Genomic DNA, 21,960 nt, shown 5'->3' on the forward strand with positions numbered 1-21,960 from the left:
CATGTTCGCTGGTCAGACGCCTGCGGTTCAATCGGCGTGACGGAGACGACGGGTCGCTGCACCCCGTAGGGGTGACGTTCCGCAGGGTCACAGGCCACCATGGACCCCGTGGCGGACAGGAAGCGACGGCGGACGATCATCGGCTACTCGGAGATCCCGTGCCCGCACTGCGGCGGCGGACCGCTGGTGTTCACCTCCTCCAGCACGAAGCGACGGGTGCGCGACCTGCTCAACCCGCGCTTCGACGCCAAGACCGCCTACCGCGAGACCTGCCAGGCCTGCCGCGTGCGGTTCTCGGTGCACCCGGACGCCCGCCAGCCCGTCGTCCGCGCGGCCGCGCCGGCCGGGGTGGCGGCCGCACCCGCCGCGCCGCTGTTCGGCGGGGCCGACCCGGTCGACGACGAGCCGGTGCGCCCGGTGACCGACCTGACGTCCAAGAAGCCCACGCAGGCCGCCTTCTTCACCGACGACGACGAGCTCGACGAGGACTGACCCGTCGCCGGTCAGGCGGCGGAGCGGACCGCGACCGGCTTGGCGGTCACCGGCTGCGGCACAGCGGCCGGGGCCCACAGCTCGGTGGCGAACTCGGGCAGCACGAGGGCGCGCAGCAGCTTGCCCAGCCGCTTCTCGATGACCTGGGCGACCTCGACGTGCGCGGCGGCGGGCTTGCCGATCGGGTCAGGGACGTCGTCCTGGCCGGGTTCGGTGACCCGGTTGCGGCGGGCGTCGGCGAGCATCGTGATCAGTGCGCGGGCGTGGGCGTCGCCGTCGTTGGCCAGCGGGGCGGCGACCGGCGGCAGGGTGCGCAGCAGGCCGACGGCCTCGCGGAGGGTGAAGACCTTGCGCAGCCCGCGGGGGTAGGTGGCGAGCACGGTGGCCCGCTGCTCCTCGGTCATGGTGATGACCAGGTCGCTCTCGGCCACCATCTCGACGGTCAGCTGCTGGGCCAGGTGGCCCTTGCCCTCGACCCCGCGGGCGGCGAGCGCGGCGCGGGAGGCGGGGTGCATGGCCGAGCCGACGACGGCGGCCGTGCCGGCGCTGGCGACCTGGATCTGGTCGGCGTCCCCGGGCAGCCAGTCCTGCAGCCCACGGCGGGTCATCCGCTCGGCCACGGCGGAGCGGCAGATGTTCCCGGTACAGACGAAGGTCAGGCGCACGGACAGAACGGTAGGGACCGATCAGTCACAAAGTGTTACGACACGCATCTTCTGCGTCGTGATGTGCAGAGTTTCGAGGCCCGGATCCAGCCCGTCCCGGCTGTCACAAAGGCCCCATCCGCCACGGTCAACTGCCCACATCCGTGATCACGGTAGCTGTGCGATGGTGCCAACGAGCGCCGCGCCGCTCTTGTCGTCCTCATCGGCAGACCCGCCCTTGACCGGCACCACGGAGCCGACCGCCAATCTGGCCGAGCTGCGGGGTCGGGTCGGCAGGCTCCCTGTTCAAAGCATGAACCGGATCATCCCTGCTGGTCAGCCGCCTACCCTGGATCCCCGACACGGGGAGGGTGCCGCATGAGCAGGTCCGGTGAACCGGACGCCGACGAGCTGTTCGGCAACGAGGACGAGGTCGCGGCCGCGCCCGAGCAGCGACGACGCCGGCGCGGGCCGCTGCGCCGGCTGCTGATCGGTCTCGGTGCCCTGACCGTGGTGCTGGCCCTCGCCGTCGCCACCGGCGGCTGGTACCTGACCGATCGGTACGCCGGCAACGTCGACCGGGTGCAGGACGTGTTCGCCGGCCTGGACCCGGAGCAGCGCCCGGCGCCATCCACGCCGACCACGCAGACGACGGCCGACCCGGTGACCTTCCTGCTCGTCGGCTCGGACACCCGGGCCGAGATCGTGGACGGTCAGATCCCCGACGCCCGGTCCGACGCCATCATGATTGCGCGGTTGTCGGGCGACCGGCAGCACGTGCAGGTGGTCTCCATCCCCCGCGACTCCTGGGTGGACATCCCCGGCTACGGCAAGAACAAGATCAACGCTGCGTACGCGTTCGGCGGGCCGAGCCTGCTCATCCAGACCGTCGAGAACCTGACCGGGGTGCGCATCGACCACTTCGCCGCGATCAGCTTCAACGGGCTCATCTCGATGACCGACCAGCTGGGCGGGGTCGACGTGCAGGTGGCCGAGACGACGCAGAACGGCCCGTACACGTTCACCGCCGGGCTGAACCACCTCGACGGCGACATGGCCCGCTGGTACGTCGGGCAGCGCTACGACCTGCCCGGGGGCGACTTCGACCGGGTGAAGCGGCAGCAGAACTACCTGCGGTCGATGTTCGGCAAGCTGTTCGCCGCCGGCACGTTCAACAGCCCGGGCCAGATCGACTCGGTGCTGCGGGCGGTGACCAGCTCGATCGCGGTCGACGACTCGCTGAGCAATGGTGGCCTGCTGGAGCTGGCGCTGTCCGCGCGGAGCCTGACGCCCGACGGCATGGACTTCTTTACCGCCCCGGTGCTGGGCACCGGCACGGAGGGCGCGGCGAGCGTGGTCTACCTGGACCAGACGACCGGCGACCGCATGTGGGGCTACCTGCAGACCGACTCGCTGGGCCAGAACGCCGCCGAGTTCGCCGACGAGTCCCTGCCCGCGACCCCACGCTGAATGGCGCAAAGTAGGTCCCACGCAGCCATCCGATGGTCACTCTTGAAGCCGTCAGGTGGTTTCCGCGAACTCAAGAGCCCGGTAGACGCCGCGGACTCGTTCTCCATAGCGCCTCCACCGGTTGGTCGTACCGATGCGGAACGCCCGCTCCTTCACATTTACGTCTGTGTAGGCCTGGGAGGCCTTGTAGAACTGCTTGCCCGTCCAACCGTCATTGACCAACACCTGGACGCGAAGATGGGCCGGTTCGATGCTCCTACCACGGCTGTCGCGTTCCGCGCCGCGCAGCAGCAACAAGTCCTCCAGGCTGCGAGCGTCGTTGTCCGCGACCTCATGGAAGCCCAAATCTTTCAGCTGCAGCTTCGCCCCCGGAGGGAGGCTTGCAGGATCGATGGCCCATGCCATGTTGCCTCCTGGACGAACCCGCGGCCGCTCGGCCGTGCTCATCTCCAGGCGGAACGACGTCCACGACAACGATTTCTCCGGGTCGAGACCCTGAACTGAGATGACCGCCCGCGCCTGGAGATCAAGAGCGCTGCGGAAAACCCCAACGTTCTGCAATTTGACGCGGTATCGATAACCGCAAGGGCTATGGGGCGAGTCCTTCTTGCTGACGCCTTCGGAAAACCTGATCCGAGGCTGCAGAAGCGTTTGGGTGAGCAGCCAAGCGACTATGGAGGTTGCCAAGCCCGTGAGGATCCCAATCATGAGCTCGCTCATCGACGCATTGTGGCAGCTACCGGCCATCAGACGAATAGCTGGAGAGCGAGTCGGGACCCCCGGCTCACTCATCAGCCTTTCGGCGCAGCCACCTCGACCGGGTCTCGCGACGCAGCAGCAAGTCAGCTAACGAGATAGAGGCGCGGCTTGCCGTCGCCGTCGTCGGGGTCCTCGGCGGCCGCGGGGGCGGGGCGGAGGGCCACCAGCCGGTCGAGCAGCGGGATGAGCGACTCGGCGATGGTCTCGGCGACCTCCTGGTGCACCTCGAGCGGCCGGCCGATGGGGTCGGTGATGTCGTCGGCGGCGTCGGAGGGCCGGCGGGAGCGGGCCGCAGCCATCCGCTTGACCAGGGAGCGGCAGCGCTCGGCGAGGTCGTCGCCGCCGAGGGCGGTGGCAGGGTCGACGAGGGCGACCAAGTCGGTGGCTTCCCGGAGCGCGAAGGTGCGCTGCAGAGCGCGCGGGGCGGCCTTGAGGACGGCGCGGCGGTGGGTGCGGGTGAGCGCCAGGGTCAGGTCGGCGTCGATGGCCATGTCGTCGAGCAGCTGACGGGCGACGTGACCCGTGGGGTCGCCGCCGAAGCCCCCGAGCACCGTTGCGCTGTCGGGGTGGACGCCGGCGCCCTTGACGGCGTGCGTGCCGGCGCTGACGACCTGGATACGGTGCGCGTCGTCGCCGAGGGCCTCGTCGAGGTAAGCGCGGGCGATCCGCTCGGCCATGGCGGAGCGGCAGATGTTCCCGGTGCAGACGAAGAGCACGGTGAACACCGGGTTCGGGGACCAGTGCCGTGCCACGCGGTCAGTCTCCCCCATCGCTGCGTCGCTGACCGGTTGCGCGGCGTGTCCACTGCTGGGACGTCAGCGGATGCCGGCGGCCGCCACCTCGTAGTTCTTCGCCCCGCAGCCGCGGCACAGCTCGTAGCGGTGCTCGTGCGGGTCGAAGGCCGGGTTCAGCAGCGCCAGCCCGCGCCGGACCAGCCGGGTGCGCACGGCCACCACGTCGTCGCTGCCGCACAGCGCGCAGGGCCGCTGCCCGCGCCCCACCGTCTCCCGAGTCCGCACGAGAAGAGCGTGGCCGACCCGGGTGACCGCCAGGTGACGGGCGCCTGGGAGTTCCCTGATGGGCGGCGGTCAGTACGCCCCGGAGCCGCGGACGACGGCGCCCAGGGTCTTCCACAAGATCATGAAGTCGAAGGTCAGCGACCAGTTCTCCACGTACCGCACGTCGATGCGCACCGAGTCGTCCCACGACAGGTCCGACCTTCCCGAAATCTGCCACAGCCCCGTGATGCCGGGCTTGACCAGGAACCGCCGGTGCATGTCGAACCCGTACCGCTCCACCTCCGACGGCAACGGCGGACGTGGACCCACCAGCGACATGTCACCCCGCACTACGTTGATCAGCTGCGGCAACTCGTCCAGGGAGTAGCGGCGGAGCACCTTGCCGATACGGGTGACGCGGGGGTCCGTGCGCTGCTTGAAGAGGACGCCGTTGCCGTCGTTTTCCCCGGCGAGGTGGTCGGTCATCTGCTCGGCGCCGGCGACCATGGAGCGGAACTTCAGCATGGAGAAGGTCTGGCCGTCTCGGCCCACCCGCTCCTGCCGGAAGAAGACCCCGCCCCGGCTGGTGAGACCGATGACCGCGGCGAGGACGAGCAGCACCGGCAGCATGAGGAACAGGGCCAGCGCAGCGGAGGACCGGTCGACGGTCTCCTTGGCCAGCCGGCGGACGCCGCGCAGCTCGGGCTTCTCCATGTGAAGCAGCGGCAGCCCACAGACAGGGCGGATCCGCACCCGCGGACCGACGATCTCGGTCACCGCCGGCGCGAGCAGAAGCTCGGCCTGGGTCTTTTCGAGCTCCCAGCCCAGCCGCCGCAACCGGGGGCCGTCGAGCTCCGGGCAGGGCAAGACGGCGACGGTGTCGACCTCGAAGCGGTTGACGACGGCGGTGACGTCGTCGAGGCCGCCGAGTACGGGTACGCCGTTGAAGAGGCTCTCCGCCGGGAGGTGCTGGCCGCCCGGCAGCAGGCAGCCGATGACCCGGTAGCCGTGGTACTTCTCGCGCTCGATCTGAGTCCTTAGCGCAGCCACGCCGTTGCGGTGCCCGACGAGGACCGCGGTCTGCGTGTACAGCCCACGACGGCGAGCCCGATGCAGCCAACTCCGCATTGCGTACCGAGTCAGCAGCGTCGCCATCGTGGCCAGCGGCAGGGCGACGATGACGAATCCGCGTGCAAGGTCGAGCTTGAGCGCCCAGGACACCGTGCCGACCGCGGCGAGCATGAGCATCGCGGCGAAGAAGACCCGGCGGAACTCTTCTGCGCCGATCCAGAGGAACCGCTGCTCGTAACTGCGGGCGACCAGCATGGCGCCGACCCAGGTAAGGGGGAGAGCGGCAATCACCCAGAACGGGACATGGTCTGGGCTCAGGGAGTCCGACCCGAATCGGAGGGTGTAACCGGCGACCGCCGCCGCCAGTGCGCAGACGACGTCGGCCAGCACGATGCGCTGCACGTACCGGCACTGCCAGCTGCGGCGCTCCCTGGTGCCCGCCCCGCGGAGCCGGCTCCGGCTGAATAGCCGGCGCCGGTCGGTGGCATCAGCCACCCGCGCGCCATCCAGGACATCAACCAAAGCCACGCAGTGCACCCCCGTGCGATCCGGCCCGGGGTGCCGACCCCAGGGTTGCCCATGCAAGCCCTGGAACCCCGCTGTTCGTCCGGCTGCTCAGCAACCTAGCGAACACAGGCCGTCACCGGCACCCCCCCTGGACCATGCGGACGGGTGAAGCGAGCCACGTTCAGCACTCGCGTTGCGTCACGGGTCGATTCAGTGCCGCACAACTCAGCTGGTGGTCGGCGCCGTCGGGTCCGGGTCGTAGCCGTAGTTGTAGCCGTACCCATAGGCCGAGGTCACCTCCGCCTTCGGCGGCACGATGTTCAACACGATGCCCAGCGTCTTCGCGCCAACGCGACCAAGCGTCGCCTGTGTCTGAGCTAATTGTTCCTTCGTAGTGCTGCCATACCGCAGGGACAGGACGACGCCGTCCACAAGTACAGCCAGGCCGCTGGCGTCCGCTACCGGCAGCAGAGGCGGCGCATCAAGGAGCACGAAATCATTCTTAACACGAAGATCGTCGATTAGCGAAAACATGTGAGACGAAGAAAGTAATTCGCTAGGATTTGGAGGCGTGGGACCAGCAGCAATGACCGTCAGGTCACCGTCCCCATAGGGTTGTTCCACGTCTTCTACAGCCGCCGAGCCAGTGAGAATGTTCGTGAGGCCAACACCCCCCACCATCCCCAGATATCGTGTTACCCGAGGACGTCGTAGGTCCGCCTCTATGAGAGTCACAGACCTTCCAGCTTCCACAAGCGACAGGGCGAGATTAACGGCAAGCGTCGTCTTCCCTTCAGACGGCACAGCGCTGGATACCATGATCACTTTCGGCGGCTCGTCGATGTTCAAAAACTGAAGATTAGTTCGCAATTGGCGGTAACCTTCGGCGGACCTACCCACTCCATTTCGCTCGATGGTGTGTTGGGCAGCGAGCGCCTCGTCTCGTACAATCACACCAATTACCGGGCTCCCGGACAGGGCACTAGCGTCCTCTGCGTCCCGCACGGTCCGGTCAAGCCGCAACCTCAAGATTGATACTGCCGCGCCTAGGAATAGTCCACCCGCCAATCCGATCGCCAGATTCCTCGCGATCTTCGGCGAGTCTGCGCTATCCGGCAGGTTGGGGCGATCGGTGACGGTTACGCGAACTGGCGGGGCTGCGCCAGTTTCTCCCGTAGCCTCTAATTCATCCACAAGATTCGAGAACTCAACCCCAACCGCCTCGGCAATGCGCTGCGCTTGACGTGGCGATGGATCCTCGACAGAAACGTCGATCAGAACAGTATCGACTACGGGGACGGCGCTGATCCGTTGCGCCAGCGTTGCAGGCGTCACACTTAGATCCAGGTCGTCCACTACACGAGACGCCAGATCTTCACCCTGCAAGAGCCGCGCGTAAGAAGCCACCCGCTGCGCGGAGAGTTGGCTGCCCTGAAACGCGTCCGATGTAGATACGACCTCGGTGGCAGACACAAAAAGCTGCGTGTTCGAGACATACATCGGCGTCTGAAGCAGGCTGACACCAAGGGCAAGCCCAGGACCGACGAGTGCGCCAACGAGCAGGAACCACCAGCCGCTACGCAGTGCTCGAAGAACCTCGTTGAGCTCCATGCTGTGGCCACCAATCCCGTTCGATAGTCGACAGACCGCCTAAGCCTAGATCACCGCTCGGCCGAACCGCCCTCACCCCGAGCTCCCAGCAAAACAGACTCAAGAGCGCCCTACTTTCAAGGCCATCACCCGGCAGCCAAAGTAATTCGCCTGGTCAATCTTGCATTTGAACTCCCGACACAGGAAGAACAAGCCACTCGCCTGCCGACCACCCGAACAAGCTAACGATGCTCAAGAATCATTTAGCTCCGGCCAACTTCAAACTGCACATCATTAATACAAGAAAACCGAAGTTACTCACAAACGACTGCTCCGTTACACCGTAGAGTAGTAGGCAACCGAAGGCCATACTCGACCAGACGACTGGCCGAGCCGCAGTCTCCTCCAGACGGCTCGTGTTCACGACGAAGCGACCTAGGGGGAATATTAAAAGCAGAACCAACCCAACAAATCCAACCTGCAAAATAACGTCGAGGAAGGCGTTATGAGCATGCGCGAAAGCGAAATGAGCCGAACTCCACATCTCCTCCGTCACCTGTACACCCGGGGTCCATAAAGCATTCCAACCGTAGCCGATCCAAGGCTGCGCGTTGATAAACGGGAGTACGGCAGCCCAAATAATTGTTCTTCCGGTCAGGGATGCATCACGACCGAGCAAACCAGAAGCTGCCGAGTAATTGGTGAAAATTATTAGCGCGAAGCCCGCAACCATCGCCGTCACGGCCGCGAGCGTCACCCGTCGGCCAACTTCGCTCATTTTGCGAGTCTGCCTCACAACTAAGCCCAGTAAGAGAACCGCCGCCAGGACAACGAGCGATGTGCTGCTCCGCGCTAAAAGGAGGCACAATAACGTCAGAATTAACCAGAAGCACTCTTTGTGCTTGCGCCCAAGCGACCACTCTCTATCCCAAAGCGCAACCGTACTTATGATGATGACGACCATCACGAACGACGCTACATTGCGCTGAACGAAAAGACCAGTAAACGCTCCTGCCTGATAAAAGCTCTGCTCGCGCCCAATGCTCGGTACAAAGACATACGTGATGGCACTGAGCGCAACCACAACTCTTAGCCCACTCAAGAAGGCCGCCAGAGTCTGCTCGGGACCACAGGTTTCCCACACAGCCGCGGCGGCGAGCAGGAGTAGGAGGGACAACACAACACCATCAAATGTGGCGCCGCCAGCAACCGACCAGAAAGAAGATGCGCCAATCCAGCCGAAAAATATCAGGGATGACCAATGAATCGGAGAGAGCAATGTGCGGCGCGCACACAAAAGGAGTACCACGACACATGCCCCGACGGTCAACGGGCCGCTAAGGCGGAATGGCGACACCGAGACGATCGCCACCAGCGACGCGAAAGCAAGCCGCGCGAGCTGGCGTCGAGAAACCCCGTCCTTACCGCCCGTCAGTGGTTCGCTGTATCCCTGTGCATTTGCTGCAGCCAAGACCGTCTCCCTGCTAAGAACACCGCGATCCATATAACGGCAGTCACTGTCGAACTGCAGGCTATTACCCATAATCCTCCACTTGCTGCCATCCAGATACAGAACGCCGCTACGCTACCTAGAATTGGCAGCGCCAGAAGCGCGCGCACTTTGATCTGCACACCGATCTGCCGATTTGCGCGCAAAAGGACACCGAAGCAACCACCGACTAAGCTGGCGATTAGCTGCACTATGAGCGGTGGCAGGTACTCCCGTGCGTCCCTCCAGTCGCCACCCACCAGGGTGGAGATCCAAGGGCTTGGCAGGAACCAAAGCAACAACCCATAACTGGCGAACGCGACACTGCCGGCAGCTGCCACAGCGGAAGCGAATCGGAGAGCAGAAAGGTCATACCTGCCAAACTTTCGGATGCGCTCGGCCAACAACGGCTGCAAGGCCGCCAGCAGGCCCGAAATTACCACCATGGCTGGCCCCATGAGGATCTGAACTTTTCTGACCAACCCGAGCGAGTCGAGCGAGACCAAGACCGACAGCAATAGTATTGCAATTTGACCCGAAGCCTGTGTCAGCAAGAAGTCGGACACTAGCCTGACCGAGCGACCAAAATTTCCTACTATCCACCTTGAACCAGCGCGGAACTCGGCCCCACGCCATCCTCGCCCACGCAGCAGCAGGCCAAGACCAATTAAGCCCCCTGGCACTGACGACAGACCCCAAATGGCAACAACAAGAGTGCTTGACCGGAGACCGGCTGAGCAAGACAGCCACACCCAAAACGCAGCATTAATGGACCAGCAAGTTGAGATAAGCAACGCTGCACCCATTCGCCGCTCTGCGTAGCAAGTCCATCGCACGTGGTCCTGCAAGACCACCGCCGCCAAGGCTACCGCCAGAAGCGACCATTCCCACCAAACGAAAGAAACTTGCATCAAGAGAGTCGCCACCGCGGCGGCTGCCGCGGCAATTGGCCAGCAGGTCGTCCCAAGGGCAGTTAAACTTGGAAGAGCATTGCTTAAGAATTCAGAAGTACGAGGTCGGGAGGACTCTCCGTACGACAAAATTAGTGTGTCGCCGAACCAGCTGCGTGTCGCCGCCTGCAATGTCACGGCTACGAGGAGTCCTACAGAGAACTGCCCGAAGACCGGCAGGCTCACGTAGTGGGCGACGACCAGGCTCGTAAGGAGATTGCCTAGGCTGGAGACGCCGGCGTCAACCATCCCGAGAGATAGTCTGGACCCTCCCGTCTTCGACCCCAGCGACTTCAACGGTGCCATCAGCGGGCTGGAAATGATGCGTAGACCCGCATCAGGTCCCCTGCCAAACTTTCCAATGCGAAGTTGTTGACGAAGACCTCACGGCTTCGTTCACCTGCACGATCCAGCGGCACCCTTTTCAGGAAGCCTGCCAATAGGGCAGCCACGGAGCTAGCGGAGTCACCCGGGTGGAAAAGAATGCCGTTTTGCCCATCGCGCACAGCCTCTCGGCATCCGCCGACGTCCGGCACAACAACGGGAAGCGACAGCGACAGCGCTTCGAGTAGCGCTAGCGGCAACCCTTCACGCTCAGAACAGAGCAGAAACACGTCCGCAGATGCTAACGCCCGCGCTGGATCGTCAGAGTGACCATGCACATGGAAGTTCTTCACCTGAGCGACTCGCGCCGCGTCGATGACCTCCTGTTGCAAAGACCCTCCCCCGAACCAATGGAATGAGACATTGAGCCCATGGTCCCCGAGTGCTTGGCACAATCTGACCGCGAATAATGGTCGCTTTTCCGGCTCAAGTCGCCCAAGCGTTACAATCTTAAGCAGCGAGTCCGCAGGGTCGGGACTCAGTGTCCTAACAGCCGTTCCGCTTTGATCATCTACCCTATTAGTTACCACATGCAAGCGTGCCTCCGTCCAGGGATATCGCTCCCTTACATGTGCAGCCACTGTTTGAGAACACGCGACTATAGCGTCGGCGCGGTACGACAACTTTCGCGTCGCACCGGCGTCGATGACGTTGTGCACGTGCTCTACGCTTCTCACCCTAAAGAGTCGGCCCCAGGCCGTCGAAACGAGCGAGACACCGCGTTGATGGCTGTGAACTAGCTGAACGGGCCCATTGATCCATAGGCGCGTGAGCCTGATGAACAGAGTCAGCGGCCACAAGAAGTGCCGTCTCGATCGTTCCCCAATGACGGAAGCACCCTGCGGCGGCTTCATAGACGGGTCCACCGGACCGTCAATCACTATCGCGACATTTAAACCCTCGTCGATCAGGACTTGACACAGGTTGAGAACGACACGCGGCAACCCCCCACGGTTTAAATTGTCTGTAACCATAACGATGGTCGGCGTCGCGACCTTCCGGCGCCGACCAAGGGACGCGAATTGACCGTCTCGAAGCGGAGGTCGGCTAATCATTTTTGACCATTTTTATGGTTCCAGCCAGCGGCTTGCGATCGGCGACCGGAATCTCACTGGTCTCGGGTCGGGCGCCCACTGCAATAAAAAGGATGATCTCATCGGCCGGGTCCGCTCCCAAAATTCGAACGACCTCACGACGATCCCGCCTGTACAGGCAGGCGTTTAGGGGCACCGCCCCGAGACCTTCTGCCTCGAGCCCCAGCAATACCGACATCGAGAATAATCCACCGTCGACGAATCCTTGATTGCGCTCAACCGGGCTTATAAAGAAAGCATTTGAGCACGTGATCGTCAAAAGGATCTCGGGCATAACATCGTATGCGAAGCCCCGTTGGTGCTGAAGAATTCGCGCAATGGTCTGCTTATCCTCGCACCAAAACACAGACCAAGCTTGCCTATTGCAGACAGAGGGTGTCTTCAGAGCTGATTGAATAGATCGCTCGACGCCATTCGGGTCTATCGGCTCACCCGTAAATTCCCGAATGCTCACCCGCCGTTTGAACAAGGAATAAAAGTTGTCGCGAACAACTTCATCCGCCAACTCCGATGTGACCCTCTGGGTACCAGCCCCAGCGCGCGCGCGCAGCCGTTCTTCCGCTAGGACGATCGGGTGAAGCAGTTTGTCTAGAAACTGGGTATCAACATCAGCAGCCTCATGACGTTCGCGATACCTTTGAATGACTGAGATTCCCTGATCGAAGGCAAAGGAGTCTGTCCCATATCCTAATTCGATACAACGAGCCAGTGAATCACTCAAGTTCCTGATCGCCGACGTGCCTCGACGGGGTTCCCACTTTCTGCTTTGGGCAAGTCCTTTTTCAATTGAATGCACAAAGTACAGAGTTCGCCCGTGGATTTGATCCCGCGATGAGTCAAAGGTCGAGAGGGACGAACCCCGCCAAAAGCGGGCGGCGTCGGAGACCGCATACATCCCTAGACGGCCTGCCTGTGCAGCTCGCTTGATGAGCTGCCGCCGCCGGCTGTTGTGAAGGGGCATTAGCGCACCGGGTTCATGAGGCGGCCCAGATATTGGCGCGACTTCAATCGCTGTTCGTCGATCCGACTCGAAACTAGATCGAAGTCGAGGGTGGCCGGCAGCACTTCAGTCAGCTGATCAACATCATACAGGCCCCTCCCTCGTAGTCCGAGTTGCTCCAAAAGGAACGTCAATTTCTCCTCGTTGCCGTATCCATGGGTGCGGCTTCGGCGGATAAGACTTACGAACGGGGTTTTGCTGATAACCGAGAAGATAGTTCCGTGAAACGTATCAGTCACCACAGCCTGAGCTCCAGCGAAATAGCTTAGTACCTCCAGCGGGCTGCAATCGACGAATGTCCCCTCACCAGGCTGGATTCCGCCGATAAAAACAATCTCAAGCCCAGCGTTCTTCGCATACCGCTGGACAGTTCTACTCTCCGATTCGGAGAAGCGTCCGGAGTAGCCGTAAACAACTACATATGGTTTCGGTCGTTTGGCATGGACGAGGTGTTGAGGAGAAAATTCGTGAATTAGGGTCGGGTCCAGATGTAGCTCTGGGTCCGTCCCAATAAGCTCTTGCACAATTGCCCTAGAATTTTGATCCCGAACCGATAGCGCAGCAAATCGCCGCAAGTCCGAGGCTAGCTCGGCCTTGATGCCGGCAGCAACAATTTTGTCCATCGTGGTGTTTCCGAACGAAGCCGCATAGCTAGCTAGGGTGCTCGCGGACGATCCATGACCGAAGAGTTGCCTCGCATAACCAACGTCGGGGTTCGGCTGGACGCAGTTGAACACCTCGTCGCTACCGATGATCTGTAGGTCAACCTCAGTGCCAAGATCACGCTCTGGGGTAATGTCAAGTTGTGAAAAGTACCGACGGTCGTATGACCGCTTGTGATTCAAGAACGCGATCTTGTTGCGGGGTTTTCCTGGTCCGCCAGCATGGGCGAGGGCTTTAGACAGCTTCCCCGCCAGGCCGATTTTGCTGCCGCGGGGACCCGTTCCAGGGCCGATAAGCGGATCACCGGGCTCGTAGTCAATGAATCGGACCTCCGCGTTCGGCTGAATCTGACGGAGAGTGTGACTAAGAGCAAAGGCTTGCAGCGACGATCCATAATTCTTTATGCGCTGCATCGACATGATTCCAACCGTCAACATATGTATCGCTCCCCGGTCGCGAAGGTCGAGCTCAGCCGCTTCTCGAAAAGTGCACTTCCAGATATGGTAGCGTCCCGCGGCACCCTACCATGCGACTGGAATTCGGTGACCGTTATGTTGGCTTCGGTCAATCAAGTTAAGATTAAGTTACTTCGTGGCAACATTAGCCTGCTCACGAGTCGTGATGTTGCTGCGCTAGCCATGAGCCACTCTGCGGCACACCAGCCTCTCTTGATCGGTAACCTTAATCTGCACGGTGTTTTCCTGCGAGAATCAAACGAAAAGTTTGCCCGGTTTTGCGCCCAGGTCGACATTATGTTGGCGGACGGTATGCCACTTGTTTGGCTCTCCGGTGCACCGGCGTCCGCTCGGATCAGCAGCACCGACTGGATAACGGAGCTGGGCGTATTGGCCCACGGCCTCAAGGTCCTGATCGTGTCCGGCACGCCGTCCGATGCGGCTGTAACGCAACAAGTGCTGACCGCCCGCTTTCCTCGCATTCATTGGGATTGCGTGGACGGCTACGCAGGGGCGGTTATGAGTTCAGAGCTAAGATCGAAAATTGACACTGCGAACGTCATCCTGGTCGGCATGGGAATGCCGTTACAAGAGGAATGGATTCTCGAGAATTTCTCTTTGCTCGCCCCAAAAGTGGTCGCCAATGTGGGTGGGTGTTTCGACTATTTTAACGGACGCCAGAAAGTTCCTCCCCGGCTGCTTAGCAGCGTCGGGCTTGAGTGGTTATTTCGTCTGCTACATAGTCCTAGACGACTAGGGCGACGGTATCTAGTGGAGCCGCTCCACTTAATTCTGATCATCACCCGCCGAAGCTTGTTTGGATATGGGAAAGGCGCAACTAGCTCCGCTCCTGAAGGGCATCGTCGATCCTAGCTCCCAAAGCCGCGGTGGAGAACTTATCGTGCGCCACGGAGCGGGCGTAACGACTAGCTTGATAAAGACTATCGGAGGACAGGTTTGTGATTGCTGCCGGGAATTGGTCCATCGATTGAACTAGAGCCGCTGCCGCCTTGGTGGGGATTCCCTCCATACCCTGATAAGTAGAAACGACGGGAATTCCATAGCCCATAAAGGTGAGAGTTTTTAACTTAAGCCCTGCTCCCGTAAGAATGGGAACAATGCCCACTCGTGCTCCGCGGAGAGCAGTTGATAGCTCGGGGGCATAACCGACATAATCCACCATTGACTGAGCCTTTAGCCACCGTTCTTTACCCTTCGACGCCCCACCGCCGACAACTCGAACCGTGAAGCCATGGGCGTCGAGCCATTTTCCATTTGTTCGGATAAATTCCTTTAATCCATCCCAATTTGGACCATAATTGAGCGTCCCCATCCACAGTAATGTCCGGGATTCGGGATCAAATCCAGTCGGATCGATGGGAACGTCGAACACAGATGGGATTACTTCGACCACCGGAGTCGAATAGTATTTTGCAAGTCGTTCGTGTTCCGCGGTCGTCGTAACCCAGACTTGGTTGGCCACCCCGAGCACGCGTTTCTCAAATCGGAAGGCCAATGGTGCCTGCAGTGCACCGCGTATTCGCTGCGTGATGCCGCGCGCTTCCCTCACGGCCCGCAAGTCCGAGCTTACGAGGACGTTGCTTTTGTCCCAAATCAGCTCCGAATTCGACCTGCGAGCCGCTAGTCCCGCCGCTTCTCCGAGCAGGATCAGAGTTGAGAATTCTCCTGCTTCGATCCGGTCGCCGACCATCCGCACAGATTGGGGTGTCACTAGGGTGAGGACCCAGGGGGGAATACCCTGGGCTAGCCCTTGCAGCGTTCGTCTAAGTCTCGAAGTGACGGATCGTGACGATGTTTCTAGGCGTGGGGCAAGAACCCATTCGATGGACGGATTTCGAGCGGCAACTTCTCGTATGTGGGCCTCTGAAGTTCCGTCTCGTCTGATCGTGATGACGGTTGTTTGATATCGTTTCGCAATTTCGTCGATTATCGCAAGGCGTCGGAGCGCGTCGCCGTGATTCTGCGGCCACGGGAAAAATGGGCTGAATATCAGGACCTTTGGACCAGCCGCGCACATGGGCATAGCCTACATTCTACTGCCTCCGAGCGGAGCCCGGGCGACCTTCATTGGTCCAAATGGCTTCTGGCCTTTTGCGTAGGGCGGACACGTGAAAGTGGCCGATGAGAAGTTCTAGATGGTCATCGCACTTGCGCGTAGTCGCACTTGTCGCAGGCGGGATCTGCAGCCCGAGGGAAAGATGTGTTGAGGCACATTCCGTATCATCTAGACTATAGTATTTACATACTGGGTTTTCTCCACTCCTACCCATGAGCGACCGGTCTTTGTCAACTAGGAAAACGGCAGTTTTCAGGCAACCGCTGTCGCCGTCGGTTGGACTCCCGGCGCCTCAGTTCCGGTCTTAGCGTAGGGCTGGACCAGCGACCTCAATATGCGCGCCACGCATGCTTGAATCTGCTCAGCAACAGCCACTATGTCCGCCTCATTCCCAATTAGATCGGGTAGGTCGTCCGATCCATCAAACGCCCGATGAAACCGGCGCAGGGAGGCCATTCCGGCGACGAAAGCACGAGCGTGGGCCTCAAACTCCGGCGCTAGCGGAACCTCGACCTGCAACGCATCGCAAAGTCGCGCAGCCTCGAGCAACGTAAAGGTGCTCCGGAGACGGAGCGGGTGCAGTGCCAGTGCCGCGTCGCGCTGGATCGCACCCATGGTGAGTACGAGGTCCGCATGATCGAGGACCTCGCTGGTCATCCAACGGGCACGGTGGTTCTCCGCGCGCAATCCAAGGCCGGCCAAAACTCGCTGGGCGGGTGCGGGAATGACCGCGCCTATTTGAGGGCGCACCCCCACGCTCTCGATCTGAATAAGGTTGCGGTCTGGATCCCACTGGGCAAGCAGAGATCGCGCCATGAGGTCGGCCATGGCCGAGCCCCACACGTTGGTGGTGCAGACGAAGACGATGCGCACAGATCAGACCGTAGGGACCGGCCCGTCACACACCGGCTCGCCACGCTCACTCATTGTCGACATGTCTGCACCGGGGTCTCGGCAGCACTCGCCAGCCCGTCGTCGCCGATCGCCATCCGACCAGTGACCGATACAGCACCGGCCGCCGTCCCTACATCGGGGCGGCGGCCGGTTTCGTCACGACGAATGTCAGCGGGTGGCGGTGCGCAGCGCTCCCCGCAGCAGGACGGTGGCAGCGACGAGTCCGCCGGCGTTACCGGCGAGCAGACCGGCCACCGCGGTCAGGACCAGGTCCCCGCCGGTCGAGCCCAGCAGCAGTCCGACGGTCAGCGCGACGGCCAGCCCGGTGAGCAGTCCGACGACCAACAGCCACCAACCCTGTCGCAGGACCTCGCGCACGTCCGCACCCACTGTGGACTCCTCACCATCCGGAACCGGCGGGAAGTCGACCGGCGGCGATGAAGCTAGCGTGATCGCACCGCTACGCATGGTTAGGTCCGCAGGTGTCGCTACGTGTCGTCCCCACCCGCACCATCAGCCCCGGGCGGTTGTCAGCTCGTGCGCGCCGACTCCACCAGCGGAGCGATCTGCTGGGACAGGAAGACGTGCCCGGCGTCCAGCAGCGAGATGCCGTCGATGGGCGACACCAGCCCGTTCGGGTCCGAGAACCAGCCCAGGGTGAGCGGGTCGACGTAGGTCGCCCCGGCGGCCGTGGCCGCCGTCCGCACCGCGTCGGACACCGCGGTCAGCTCCGCCGGCGCACCCGAGCTGCTCCAGCACGGCCCGATGACTACCAGCTTGGTCGTCGGGTCTGCGGCCAGGATCGCCTGGAAGGTGCTGGTCGCCGCAGCCTGCACCTCGGCCGGCGTCGCCGCCACGTCGTTCCGGCTGCCGAACACCACCGTCACCGCGGCGTCCGCCGGCGGCTGCGCCTGCACCAGCTGCGGGTAGGTCTGCCCCGTCGAGCCCGGGCGCACATAGCCGGCGAGGGTTGCCGCCCGCAGCTCCAGCTGCATGCCGAGCTGCTGCGCCACCAGCGCCGGCCACCCGGCCGCACCCTCGCCGCCCTCGGAGTTGCCCGACGAGTAGCCGTCGCCGTAGACCGCGAGCGCGCCGCCCTGCGACGTCGTCTCGGCCGTACTCGGGGACGTGCTCGCGGTGGAGCTCCCGCTCGGTGTCGACGAGGTGCGGGTGCTCGACGTCGCGGTGGCGGAGGCCGCCACGGCCGGACCGGCGTCGGGAGCGCTGTTGTTGCGTTGCACCAGCAGCAGGACCAGGCCCACGTTGGCGAGCAGCAACACCACGATCGCGATCAGGCCCCACCGCGGGGGACGCTCCAGGGACACCACTCGTGCCAACCTACTGAGACCCCGGTGCCGAGCCCGACGCCGTGGCGCGCCCCTCACCACCTGCGACCGGGCCAGCGCGAACGGGCACGAGCATGGGCCTGATAAGCAGTTCCTGTGAACCAGTCCGTTCCTGATCACCGCATGCCCGGCGTAGGGGCGGCCGCCGCCGTCCTCGGGTTCGTCGAGGCGGGCCTCGCTCTCGTCGTCGTCACCGCGATCCTCGTGGACGAATCGGACCGGTACAGCTCCAGCGGTGGCACCGGGCTGCTGGCGCTGATCCTGCTGGTCCTGCTCGGGCTCGCCGGCGTTACCGCCGTCGGCAGCCTGCTGGTGCTCCGCCGCGCCACCCGCGCCCTGCTCGTCGGCGCCACCATCGCCGAGCTCGTCGCGATCGCCGGCCTCTAGGTGGTGCTGCTCGTCGAGTTCAGCACCGACGACTTCGTCGACTACGGCCCCGGCGTCTGGGCGGCAGCGACCGTGATGGCGGTGGTCGCGGCGACGACCCCCGTCGTCCGGCTGGTCCTGGTCTCCCGGCCGTCGGTGACGAGCTGGATCAGCAACCGTCCGCCGGCCGAGCCCGTGTGGTCCGCCGAGCAGCAGCAGTGGGTGCAGCGACGCAGCACCACCGCCGCCGCCGTCCTCGCCGTCCTGACGCCCCTGCTGCTCGTGCTCGTGCTGGCCGTCGTCGTGCTGAGCACCCAGGAGGAGCGCGTCGACTACGGCATCCCGGAGCCCCCGGAAATCAGCGGCGACTAGACCTCCCTCCGTGCGGTGAGCCGCGTTGACCGCACCGGTGCGTTCGCACATGATCGCGCTCCACCGGAGACCGTCCGGCCTGGTCACACGGGGGTTCCGCACGATGTCCCAGCCCTACCCGATCTACGCCCCGCAGCCGCGCACACCCGGCCTGGCGATCGCCGCCGCCGTCCTCGGCTTCGTCGACGCCGCCTCCGTGCTGAGCATCGTGGTGTTCGTCCTCGCCGAGACCTCGGCGAGCGGGACCAACGGGGCCGGGGTCGGCATCGCGCTCGGGTCGGCGCTCGCCCTCGCGGTGTCCGCCGTCCTGCTGCTGGGCAGCCTCGCCCTGCTGCGCGGCACCGGGCGGACCCTGCTCGTCGTCGGTGCCGCGCTGCAGGTCGCGGTGACCGTGGCGCTCGCCGTCGCCGTCCTCCTCGCGATGGGTGACGACCCGTTCGGGTTCGCCGACTCGGTGCGCGGCCTCGTCATCGGGGCGGTGGTCGTGTCGTTGGCGACGCCCGTCGTCCGGCTGGTTCTCGCCCTGCAGAGGCCGGTGGCTGCCTGGCTCACCTCCCGCCGCGCGGCCGCGCCGGTGTGGCAGCCCGAGACCGGCCAGTGGGTGACCCCGCGCCGGTCCCCCGGCACCGCCGTCGCCGTCCTGGCGCCCGTCGGTGCGCTGGCCGTCGCCACCGTGCTGGTGCTCGCGACCGCGCCGGAGTCCTCCCCCGCCGAGGAGGCCGCGTACGGCTGGTTCGCCTCTGACCCGGCCCTGGGGTTCGACCCGTACGCGATGGACCCGTACGCGACCGACCCCTACGGCCTGGGCTACGGGCCCAGCGAGCCGATGCTCGACCCGGACGCGACCCAGTACGCCGACCTGTACCAGGGCGGCGAGCCCGTCGCCCCGCCCACTGCCGGCGACCAGGACTACGACGAGCAGTACGACGCCTTCGCGCAGAGCTGCTTCGAGGGGGCCGTCGGGTCCTGCGACGACCTCTACTACTCGACCCAGAGCGGGTCGTTCTACGAGTGGTACGGGTCGACCTGCGCCGGCCGGCTGGACGCACTCACGTCCGGGACCTGCATCTACGTCCCGTTCGACGAGGACTGACAGGCCTGGCGCGGAGGCCGCCCGGCACGGTGATGGGCTGCGACCGGCAATCAACGGGCATCACTGGTCGCGCCCGCGGCCGGGACCCGAGACCATCCGGGCGTGGACCTCGACCTCCTGGCCGCCTTCTCCCCCTCGAGCGGGCAAGGTGGTGGTCCGATGGACTGGCCACAGTTCATCACCTTCGCCGTGGTGTTCGTGCTCATCGGCGGCTGGATCTTGTGGAACAAGATGAAGGGCCGCGGGTGAACCAATGCCGCACGCGCAGGCGGTGGCGACATCATGCGCCCCAGATCGGGTCGAAGTCGGGGTGGTCGGCGTACTGCTCAGCGATGGGCCGGAGAGCGGCGACCGTGCCGTCCCGGAACCCGAGCAGCCAGTCATGCGGGTCGGAACGATCGTCGCCGGGTCCTGTCCGGCGGGCAGCCTGTTGGGCTGCGGCCACGAGGCAGCGGGTGGCGTAGCAGGCGCGGAGCACGCGGTGAGGCGACCACCCCACGTCACCGATGACGTCGCCGTCCTCGATCAGGACGGCCCAGTCCTCGTCGCCTTGACCGACGCCGAGCTTGGCCCTTCGCTCGTCCTCGGCGACACGGGCCAGGACGAAGTCGGTGATGTGCACGGGCTCATGCTGACGCGGCGAGATCGAGCCCGCCGAGCCCGAGTGGGCACTGACGGACTGACGCGTCTCCTTCGCTCTGGGCTAGTCGTCGGATGCGACGACCAGGACGAGGCTCCGTGCAGGCCGGTCGATGGCGACGAATTCGTGGAAGCCCGTCGCCCCCACCACCCCACCCCAGTCATGCTGTCCGTCAGGGCGGAGGTCTGGGAGGTAGTACAGCGGGGTCACCGAGAGAAGTGGGAAGACCCTCTTCTCGAGGATCACGTGGGTCTCTGACGAAGGCGGCTCGGGGTCATCAGCCCACTTCTGGATCGTTGCCCGGGCCGAAGCTGGGTCCGTGGACTGGAAGCTTGCTGGCTGGATGGCGTGCAGCCAGTAGGGCCCGTGAACGAAGGGCTCCTCCTGCTCGGCCGGCTCGACCCGGTAGGACTCCGCGTAGGTGTCCCGGTACTGGCGGTCCGCCAGGAGCGTCGCCACGAGGTCGTGGTCGCTGCCGTTCTCCTCGATGGCGAACCTCTTGATGTCCACCCAGCTGTACAGACCTTCGTCCATGGGCAGGAGGTCGTGCCCGACGAACGTGAGGATGGGTGGCGGCACGCCGGCATGGTGCCATGTGGTGGGGTACCTGCCCGCCTCGTGAACCGGGCCCTGGCGTGCCCCGCTGAGCGAGCAGTCCAGTGCGTCTGAATCCGCCATACCTGCCGACTGCCACATGCCCCGCTGCCAAGCCCGGCTGTGCAAGGCGTCCCGTCCGTCCAAGGCTGACGAAGTCCCAGCCGCCTCATCCGGGTGAGTCGCGCACAGGTGACACCAATACGAGACATGCAGGGCTCATCATCTGCTCACCCGGCCGTTGGTGCCGGCCCAACAGGGAGACCTGCATGTCCCTCGGTTCCTGGTACCTCAGCCGTGGCCGCATCGACCGGCCCACCTTCTGGCTGAAGTACTTCCTGCCCCTCGCTGTCCTCGGCATCGTCGCCAGCGTCCTCGACGTCGCCCTGTTCGGTGGCGAGGCGACCGCCACCACCACCTCCACGTCGGCATCCGTCTCCTTCGACACCGGCGGCCCCATCACCCTGGTCGTCACGCTGCTGACGCTGGTGCCGTCGATCTCCTCCGCCGTCACCCGCCTGCACGACACCGGCCGGTCCGCCTGGTGGCTGCTCATCGCGCTCGTGCCGATTGCCGGGTTCATCGTGCTCATCGTCTTCTGGGCGCTCGCCGGCGACGCGCAGCCGAACAAGTACGGCCCGCCGACCGGCAACACCCGCGGCTACCCCGACCCCGGCTACCCGCAGGCCTCCTACGGGGTCTGACCTCCCCCAGCAACGGCACCGGCCGCCGTCCCCCGGTGGGGACGGCGGCCGGTGCCGCTTGACAGGGCGGGCGGTCGCGGTGCTGACCGCCTGGCGCCCCCTAGGCTCCTTGTCCCACGTCGTCGACAGTGCCCTCCGTGGCTCTCGGGCGGGCCACCGGGGCGGACCGCGCAGGGCTCAAGGGCACGACGAGGTACTCCAGCGCGTCCGAGTTCACAGCCATCCGGCCGGCTGCACGGCGTGCCTCTGCTTCGTCGTCGAAGCGCACCGCCTGGGCCTCGTACGGGGACCAACGCTCGGCGGAACGG

The 21,960-nt window shown here is 64.0% G+C and carries 23 protein-coding genes; 7 read left to right on the forward strand and 16 right to left on the reverse strand.

The genetic code is table 11. The annotated features are described in order from the left end of the window. Nucleotides 1–108: 108 nt before the first annotated feature. Entirely contained in the window at nucleotides 109–492 is a 384-nt protein-coding gene (locus BLT39_RS22200) for a hypothetical protein (RefSeq protein ID WP_165640106.1), read from the forward strand. 11 nt (nucleotides 493–503) lie between these two features. Here the strand turns inward: BLT39_RS22200 and BLT39_RS03075 are convergent, their stop codons facing one another. Further along, nucleotides 504–1,157, reverse strand: coding sequence for an arsenate reductase/protein-tyrosine-phosphatase family protein (locus BLT39_RS03075; protein ID WP_109502089.1), 654 nt, complete (start codon nucleotides 1,155–1,157; stop codon nucleotides 504–506). Between the two features lie 357 nt (nucleotides 1,158–1,514). Here BLT39_RS03075 and BLT39_RS03080 point away from each other — a divergent pair, with 357 nt between their 5' ends. Further along, nucleotides 1,515–2,606 carry an LCP family protein gene (locus BLT39_RS03080; RefSeq protein ID WP_165640107.1) on the forward strand — a complete coding sequence of 364 codons (1,092 nt, stop codon included), beginning with the start codon at nucleotides 1,515–1,517 and terminating at the stop codon, nucleotides 2,604–2,606. A gap of 51 nt (nucleotides 2,607–2,657) precedes the next feature. On the opposite strand, the gene BLT39_RS03085 is transcribed toward BLT39_RS03080, so the two are convergent. The 9 genes from BLT39_RS03085 to BLT39_RS03125 all read right to left on the reverse strand — a co-directional run bounded on the left by BLT39_RS03085 (nucleotide 2,658) and on the right by BLT39_RS03125 (nucleotide 13,530). Beyond that, entirely contained in the window at nucleotides 2,658–3,326 is a 669-nt protein-coding gene (locus tag BLT39_RS03085) for a hypothetical protein (protein ID WP_131801388.1), read from the reverse strand. A gap of 122 nt (nucleotides 3,327–3,448) precedes the next feature. Continuing rightward, the gene (locus tag BLT39_RS03090; protein ID WP_165640108.1) at nucleotides 3,449–4,117 is read right to left on the reverse strand and encodes an arsenate reductase/protein-tyrosine-phosphatase family protein; all 669 of its coding nucleotides are present in this window, start codon (nucleotides 4,115–4,117) and stop codon (nucleotides 3,449–3,451) included. A 63-nt stretch (nucleotides 4,118–4,180) separates the two neighbouring features. After that, nucleotides 4,181–4,384: a hypothetical protein gene (locus BLT39_RS03095; protein ID WP_131801389.1), complete on the reverse strand. Its 204-nt coding sequence runs from the start codon at nucleotides 4,382–4,384 to the stop codon at nucleotides 4,181–4,183. 69 nt (nucleotides 4,385–4,453) lie between these two features. Further along, nucleotides 4,454–5,836, reverse strand: coding sequence for a sugar transferase (locus tag BLT39_RS03100; RefSeq protein ID WP_242658116.1), 1,383 nt, complete (start codon nucleotides 5,834–5,836; stop codon nucleotides 4,454–4,456). A gap of 330 nt (nucleotides 5,837–6,166) precedes the next feature. Beyond that, a complete protein-coding gene (locus BLT39_RS03105) occupies nucleotides 6,167–7,552 on the reverse strand; it encodes a tyrosine-protein kinase domain-containing protein (RefSeq protein ID WP_091058363.1) in 1,386 nt (461 codons plus the stop codon). A 238-nt stretch (nucleotides 7,553–7,790) separates the two neighbouring features. Then, complete coding sequence (locus BLT39_RS03110; RefSeq protein WP_091058366.1) at nucleotides 7,791–9,074, reverse strand: O-antigen ligase family protein; 1,284 nt, start codon at nucleotides 9,072–9,074, stop codon at nucleotides 7,791–7,793. Nucleotides 9,075–10,275: 1,201 nt separating this feature from the next. Next, nucleotides 10,276–11,409, reverse strand: coding sequence for a glycosyltransferase family 4 protein (locus tag BLT39_RS03115; RefSeq protein ID WP_091058368.1), 1,134 nt, complete (start codon nucleotides 11,407–11,409; stop codon nucleotides 10,276–10,278). Further along, nucleotides 11,402–12,343, reverse strand: coding sequence for a nitroreductase family protein (locus BLT39_RS03120; RefSeq protein ID WP_165640110.1), 942 nt, complete (start codon nucleotides 12,341–12,343; stop codon nucleotides 11,402–11,404). Before BLT39_RS03120 ends, BLT39_RS03115 begins: the two co-directional genes overlap by 8 nt. 65 nt (nucleotides 12,344–12,408) lie before the next feature. Beyond that, complete coding sequence (locus tag BLT39_RS03125) at nucleotides 12,409–13,530, reverse strand: polysaccharide pyruvyl transferase family protein (RefSeq protein WP_165640111.1); 1,122 nt, start codon at nucleotides 13,528–13,530, stop codon at nucleotides 12,409–12,411. Between the two features lie 132 nt (nucleotides 13,531–13,662). On the opposite strand from BLT39_RS03125, the gene BLT39_RS03130 reads away from it, so the two are divergent. Continuing rightward, nucleotides 13,663–14,439, forward strand: coding sequence for a WecB/TagA/CpsF family glycosyltransferase (locus tag BLT39_RS03130; protein WP_242658150.1), 777 nt, complete (start codon nucleotides 13,663–13,665; stop codon nucleotides 14,437–14,439). On the opposite strand, the gene BLT39_RS03135 is transcribed toward BLT39_RS03130, so the two are convergent. The 4 genes from BLT39_RS03135 to BLT39_RS21990 form a co-directional block, all read right to left on the reverse strand. Then, the gene (locus BLT39_RS03135; RefSeq protein WP_165640113.1) at nucleotides 14,405–15,277 is read right to left on the reverse strand and encodes a glycosyltransferase family 4 protein; all 873 of its coding nucleotides are present in this window, start codon (nucleotides 15,275–15,277) and stop codon (nucleotides 14,405–14,407) included. The two genes, BLT39_RS03130 and BLT39_RS03135, sit on opposite strands and share 35 nt — an antisense overlap. 618 nt (nucleotides 15,278–15,895) lie before the next feature. Further along, complete coding sequence (locus tag BLT39_RS03140) at nucleotides 15,896–16,516, reverse strand: arsenate reductase/protein-tyrosine-phosphatase family protein (RefSeq protein WP_091058383.1); 621 nt, start codon at nucleotides 16,514–16,516, stop codon at nucleotides 15,896–15,898. Nucleotides 16,517–16,705: 189 nt separating this feature from the next. Further along, nucleotides 16,706–16,915 (reverse strand): hypothetical protein, encoded by a 210-nt coding sequence (locus BLT39_RS03145; protein WP_131801390.1) that lies wholly within the window; start codon nucleotides 16,913–16,915, stop codon nucleotides 16,706–16,708. Nucleotides 16,916–17,067: 152 nt separating this feature from the next. Then, the gene (locus tag BLT39_RS21990; protein ID WP_165640114.1) at nucleotides 17,068–17,865 is read right to left on the reverse strand and encodes an SGNH/GDSL hydrolase family protein; all 798 of its coding nucleotides are present in this window, start codon (nucleotides 17,863–17,865) and stop codon (nucleotides 17,068–17,070) included. Nucleotides 17,866–18,006: 141 nt separating this feature from the next. Here BLT39_RS21990 and BLT39_RS21995 point away from each other — a divergent pair, with 141 nt between their 5' ends. The 3 genes from BLT39_RS21995 (at nucleotide 18,007) to BLT39_RS03155 (ending at nucleotide 19,714) form a co-directional block, all read left to right on the forward strand. Then, nucleotides 18,007–18,270 (forward strand): hypothetical protein, encoded by a 264-nt coding sequence (locus BLT39_RS21995; protein ID WP_131801392.1) that lies wholly within the window; start codon nucleotides 18,007–18,009, stop codon nucleotides 18,268–18,270. A gap of 3 nt (nucleotides 18,271–18,273) precedes the next feature. Continuing rightward, complete coding sequence (locus BLT39_RS22000; protein WP_131801393.1) at nucleotides 18,274–18,621, forward strand: hypothetical protein; 348 nt, start codon at nucleotides 18,274–18,276, stop codon at nucleotides 18,619–18,621. A gap of 103 nt (nucleotides 18,622–18,724) precedes the next feature. After that, nucleotides 18,725–19,714, forward strand: coding sequence for a hypothetical protein (locus BLT39_RS03155; protein ID WP_091058393.1), 990 nt, complete (start codon nucleotides 18,725–18,727; stop codon nucleotides 19,712–19,714). 280 nt (nucleotides 19,715–19,994) lie between these two features. On the opposite strand, the gene BLT39_RS03160 is transcribed toward BLT39_RS03155, so the two are convergent. Together BLT39_RS03160 and BLT39_RS03165 are read right to left on the reverse strand one after the other, a co-directional pair. Then, entirely contained in the window at nucleotides 19,995–20,336 is a 342-nt protein-coding gene (locus BLT39_RS03160) for a DUF6221 family protein (protein WP_091058396.1), read from the reverse strand. An 81-nt stretch (nucleotides 20,337–20,417) separates the two neighbouring features. Further along, on the reverse strand, nucleotides 20,418–20,933 hold the full coding sequence (locus BLT39_RS03165) for a hypothetical protein (protein ID WP_131801394.1): 516 nt from the start codon (nucleotides 20,931–20,933) through the stop codon (nucleotides 20,418–20,420). A 284-nt stretch (nucleotides 20,934–21,217) separates the two neighbouring features. Here BLT39_RS03165 and BLT39_RS03170 point away from each other — a divergent pair, with 284 nt between their 5' ends. Next, nucleotides 21,218–21,652 carry a DUF805 domain-containing protein gene (locus BLT39_RS03170; RefSeq protein ID WP_091058401.1) on the forward strand — a complete coding sequence of 145 codons (435 nt, stop codon included), beginning with the start codon at nucleotides 21,218–21,220 and terminating at the stop codon, nucleotides 21,650–21,652. The last annotated feature ends 308 nt before the right edge of the window (nucleotides 21,653–21,960 follow it).

Origin of the sequence: Klenkia brasiliensis (assembly GCF_900100695.1) — a bacterium.
In the GTDB taxonomy this organism is placed as follows: domain Bacteria; phylum Actinomycetota; class Actinomycetes; order Mycobacteriales; family Geodermatophilaceae; genus Klenkia; species Klenkia brasiliensis.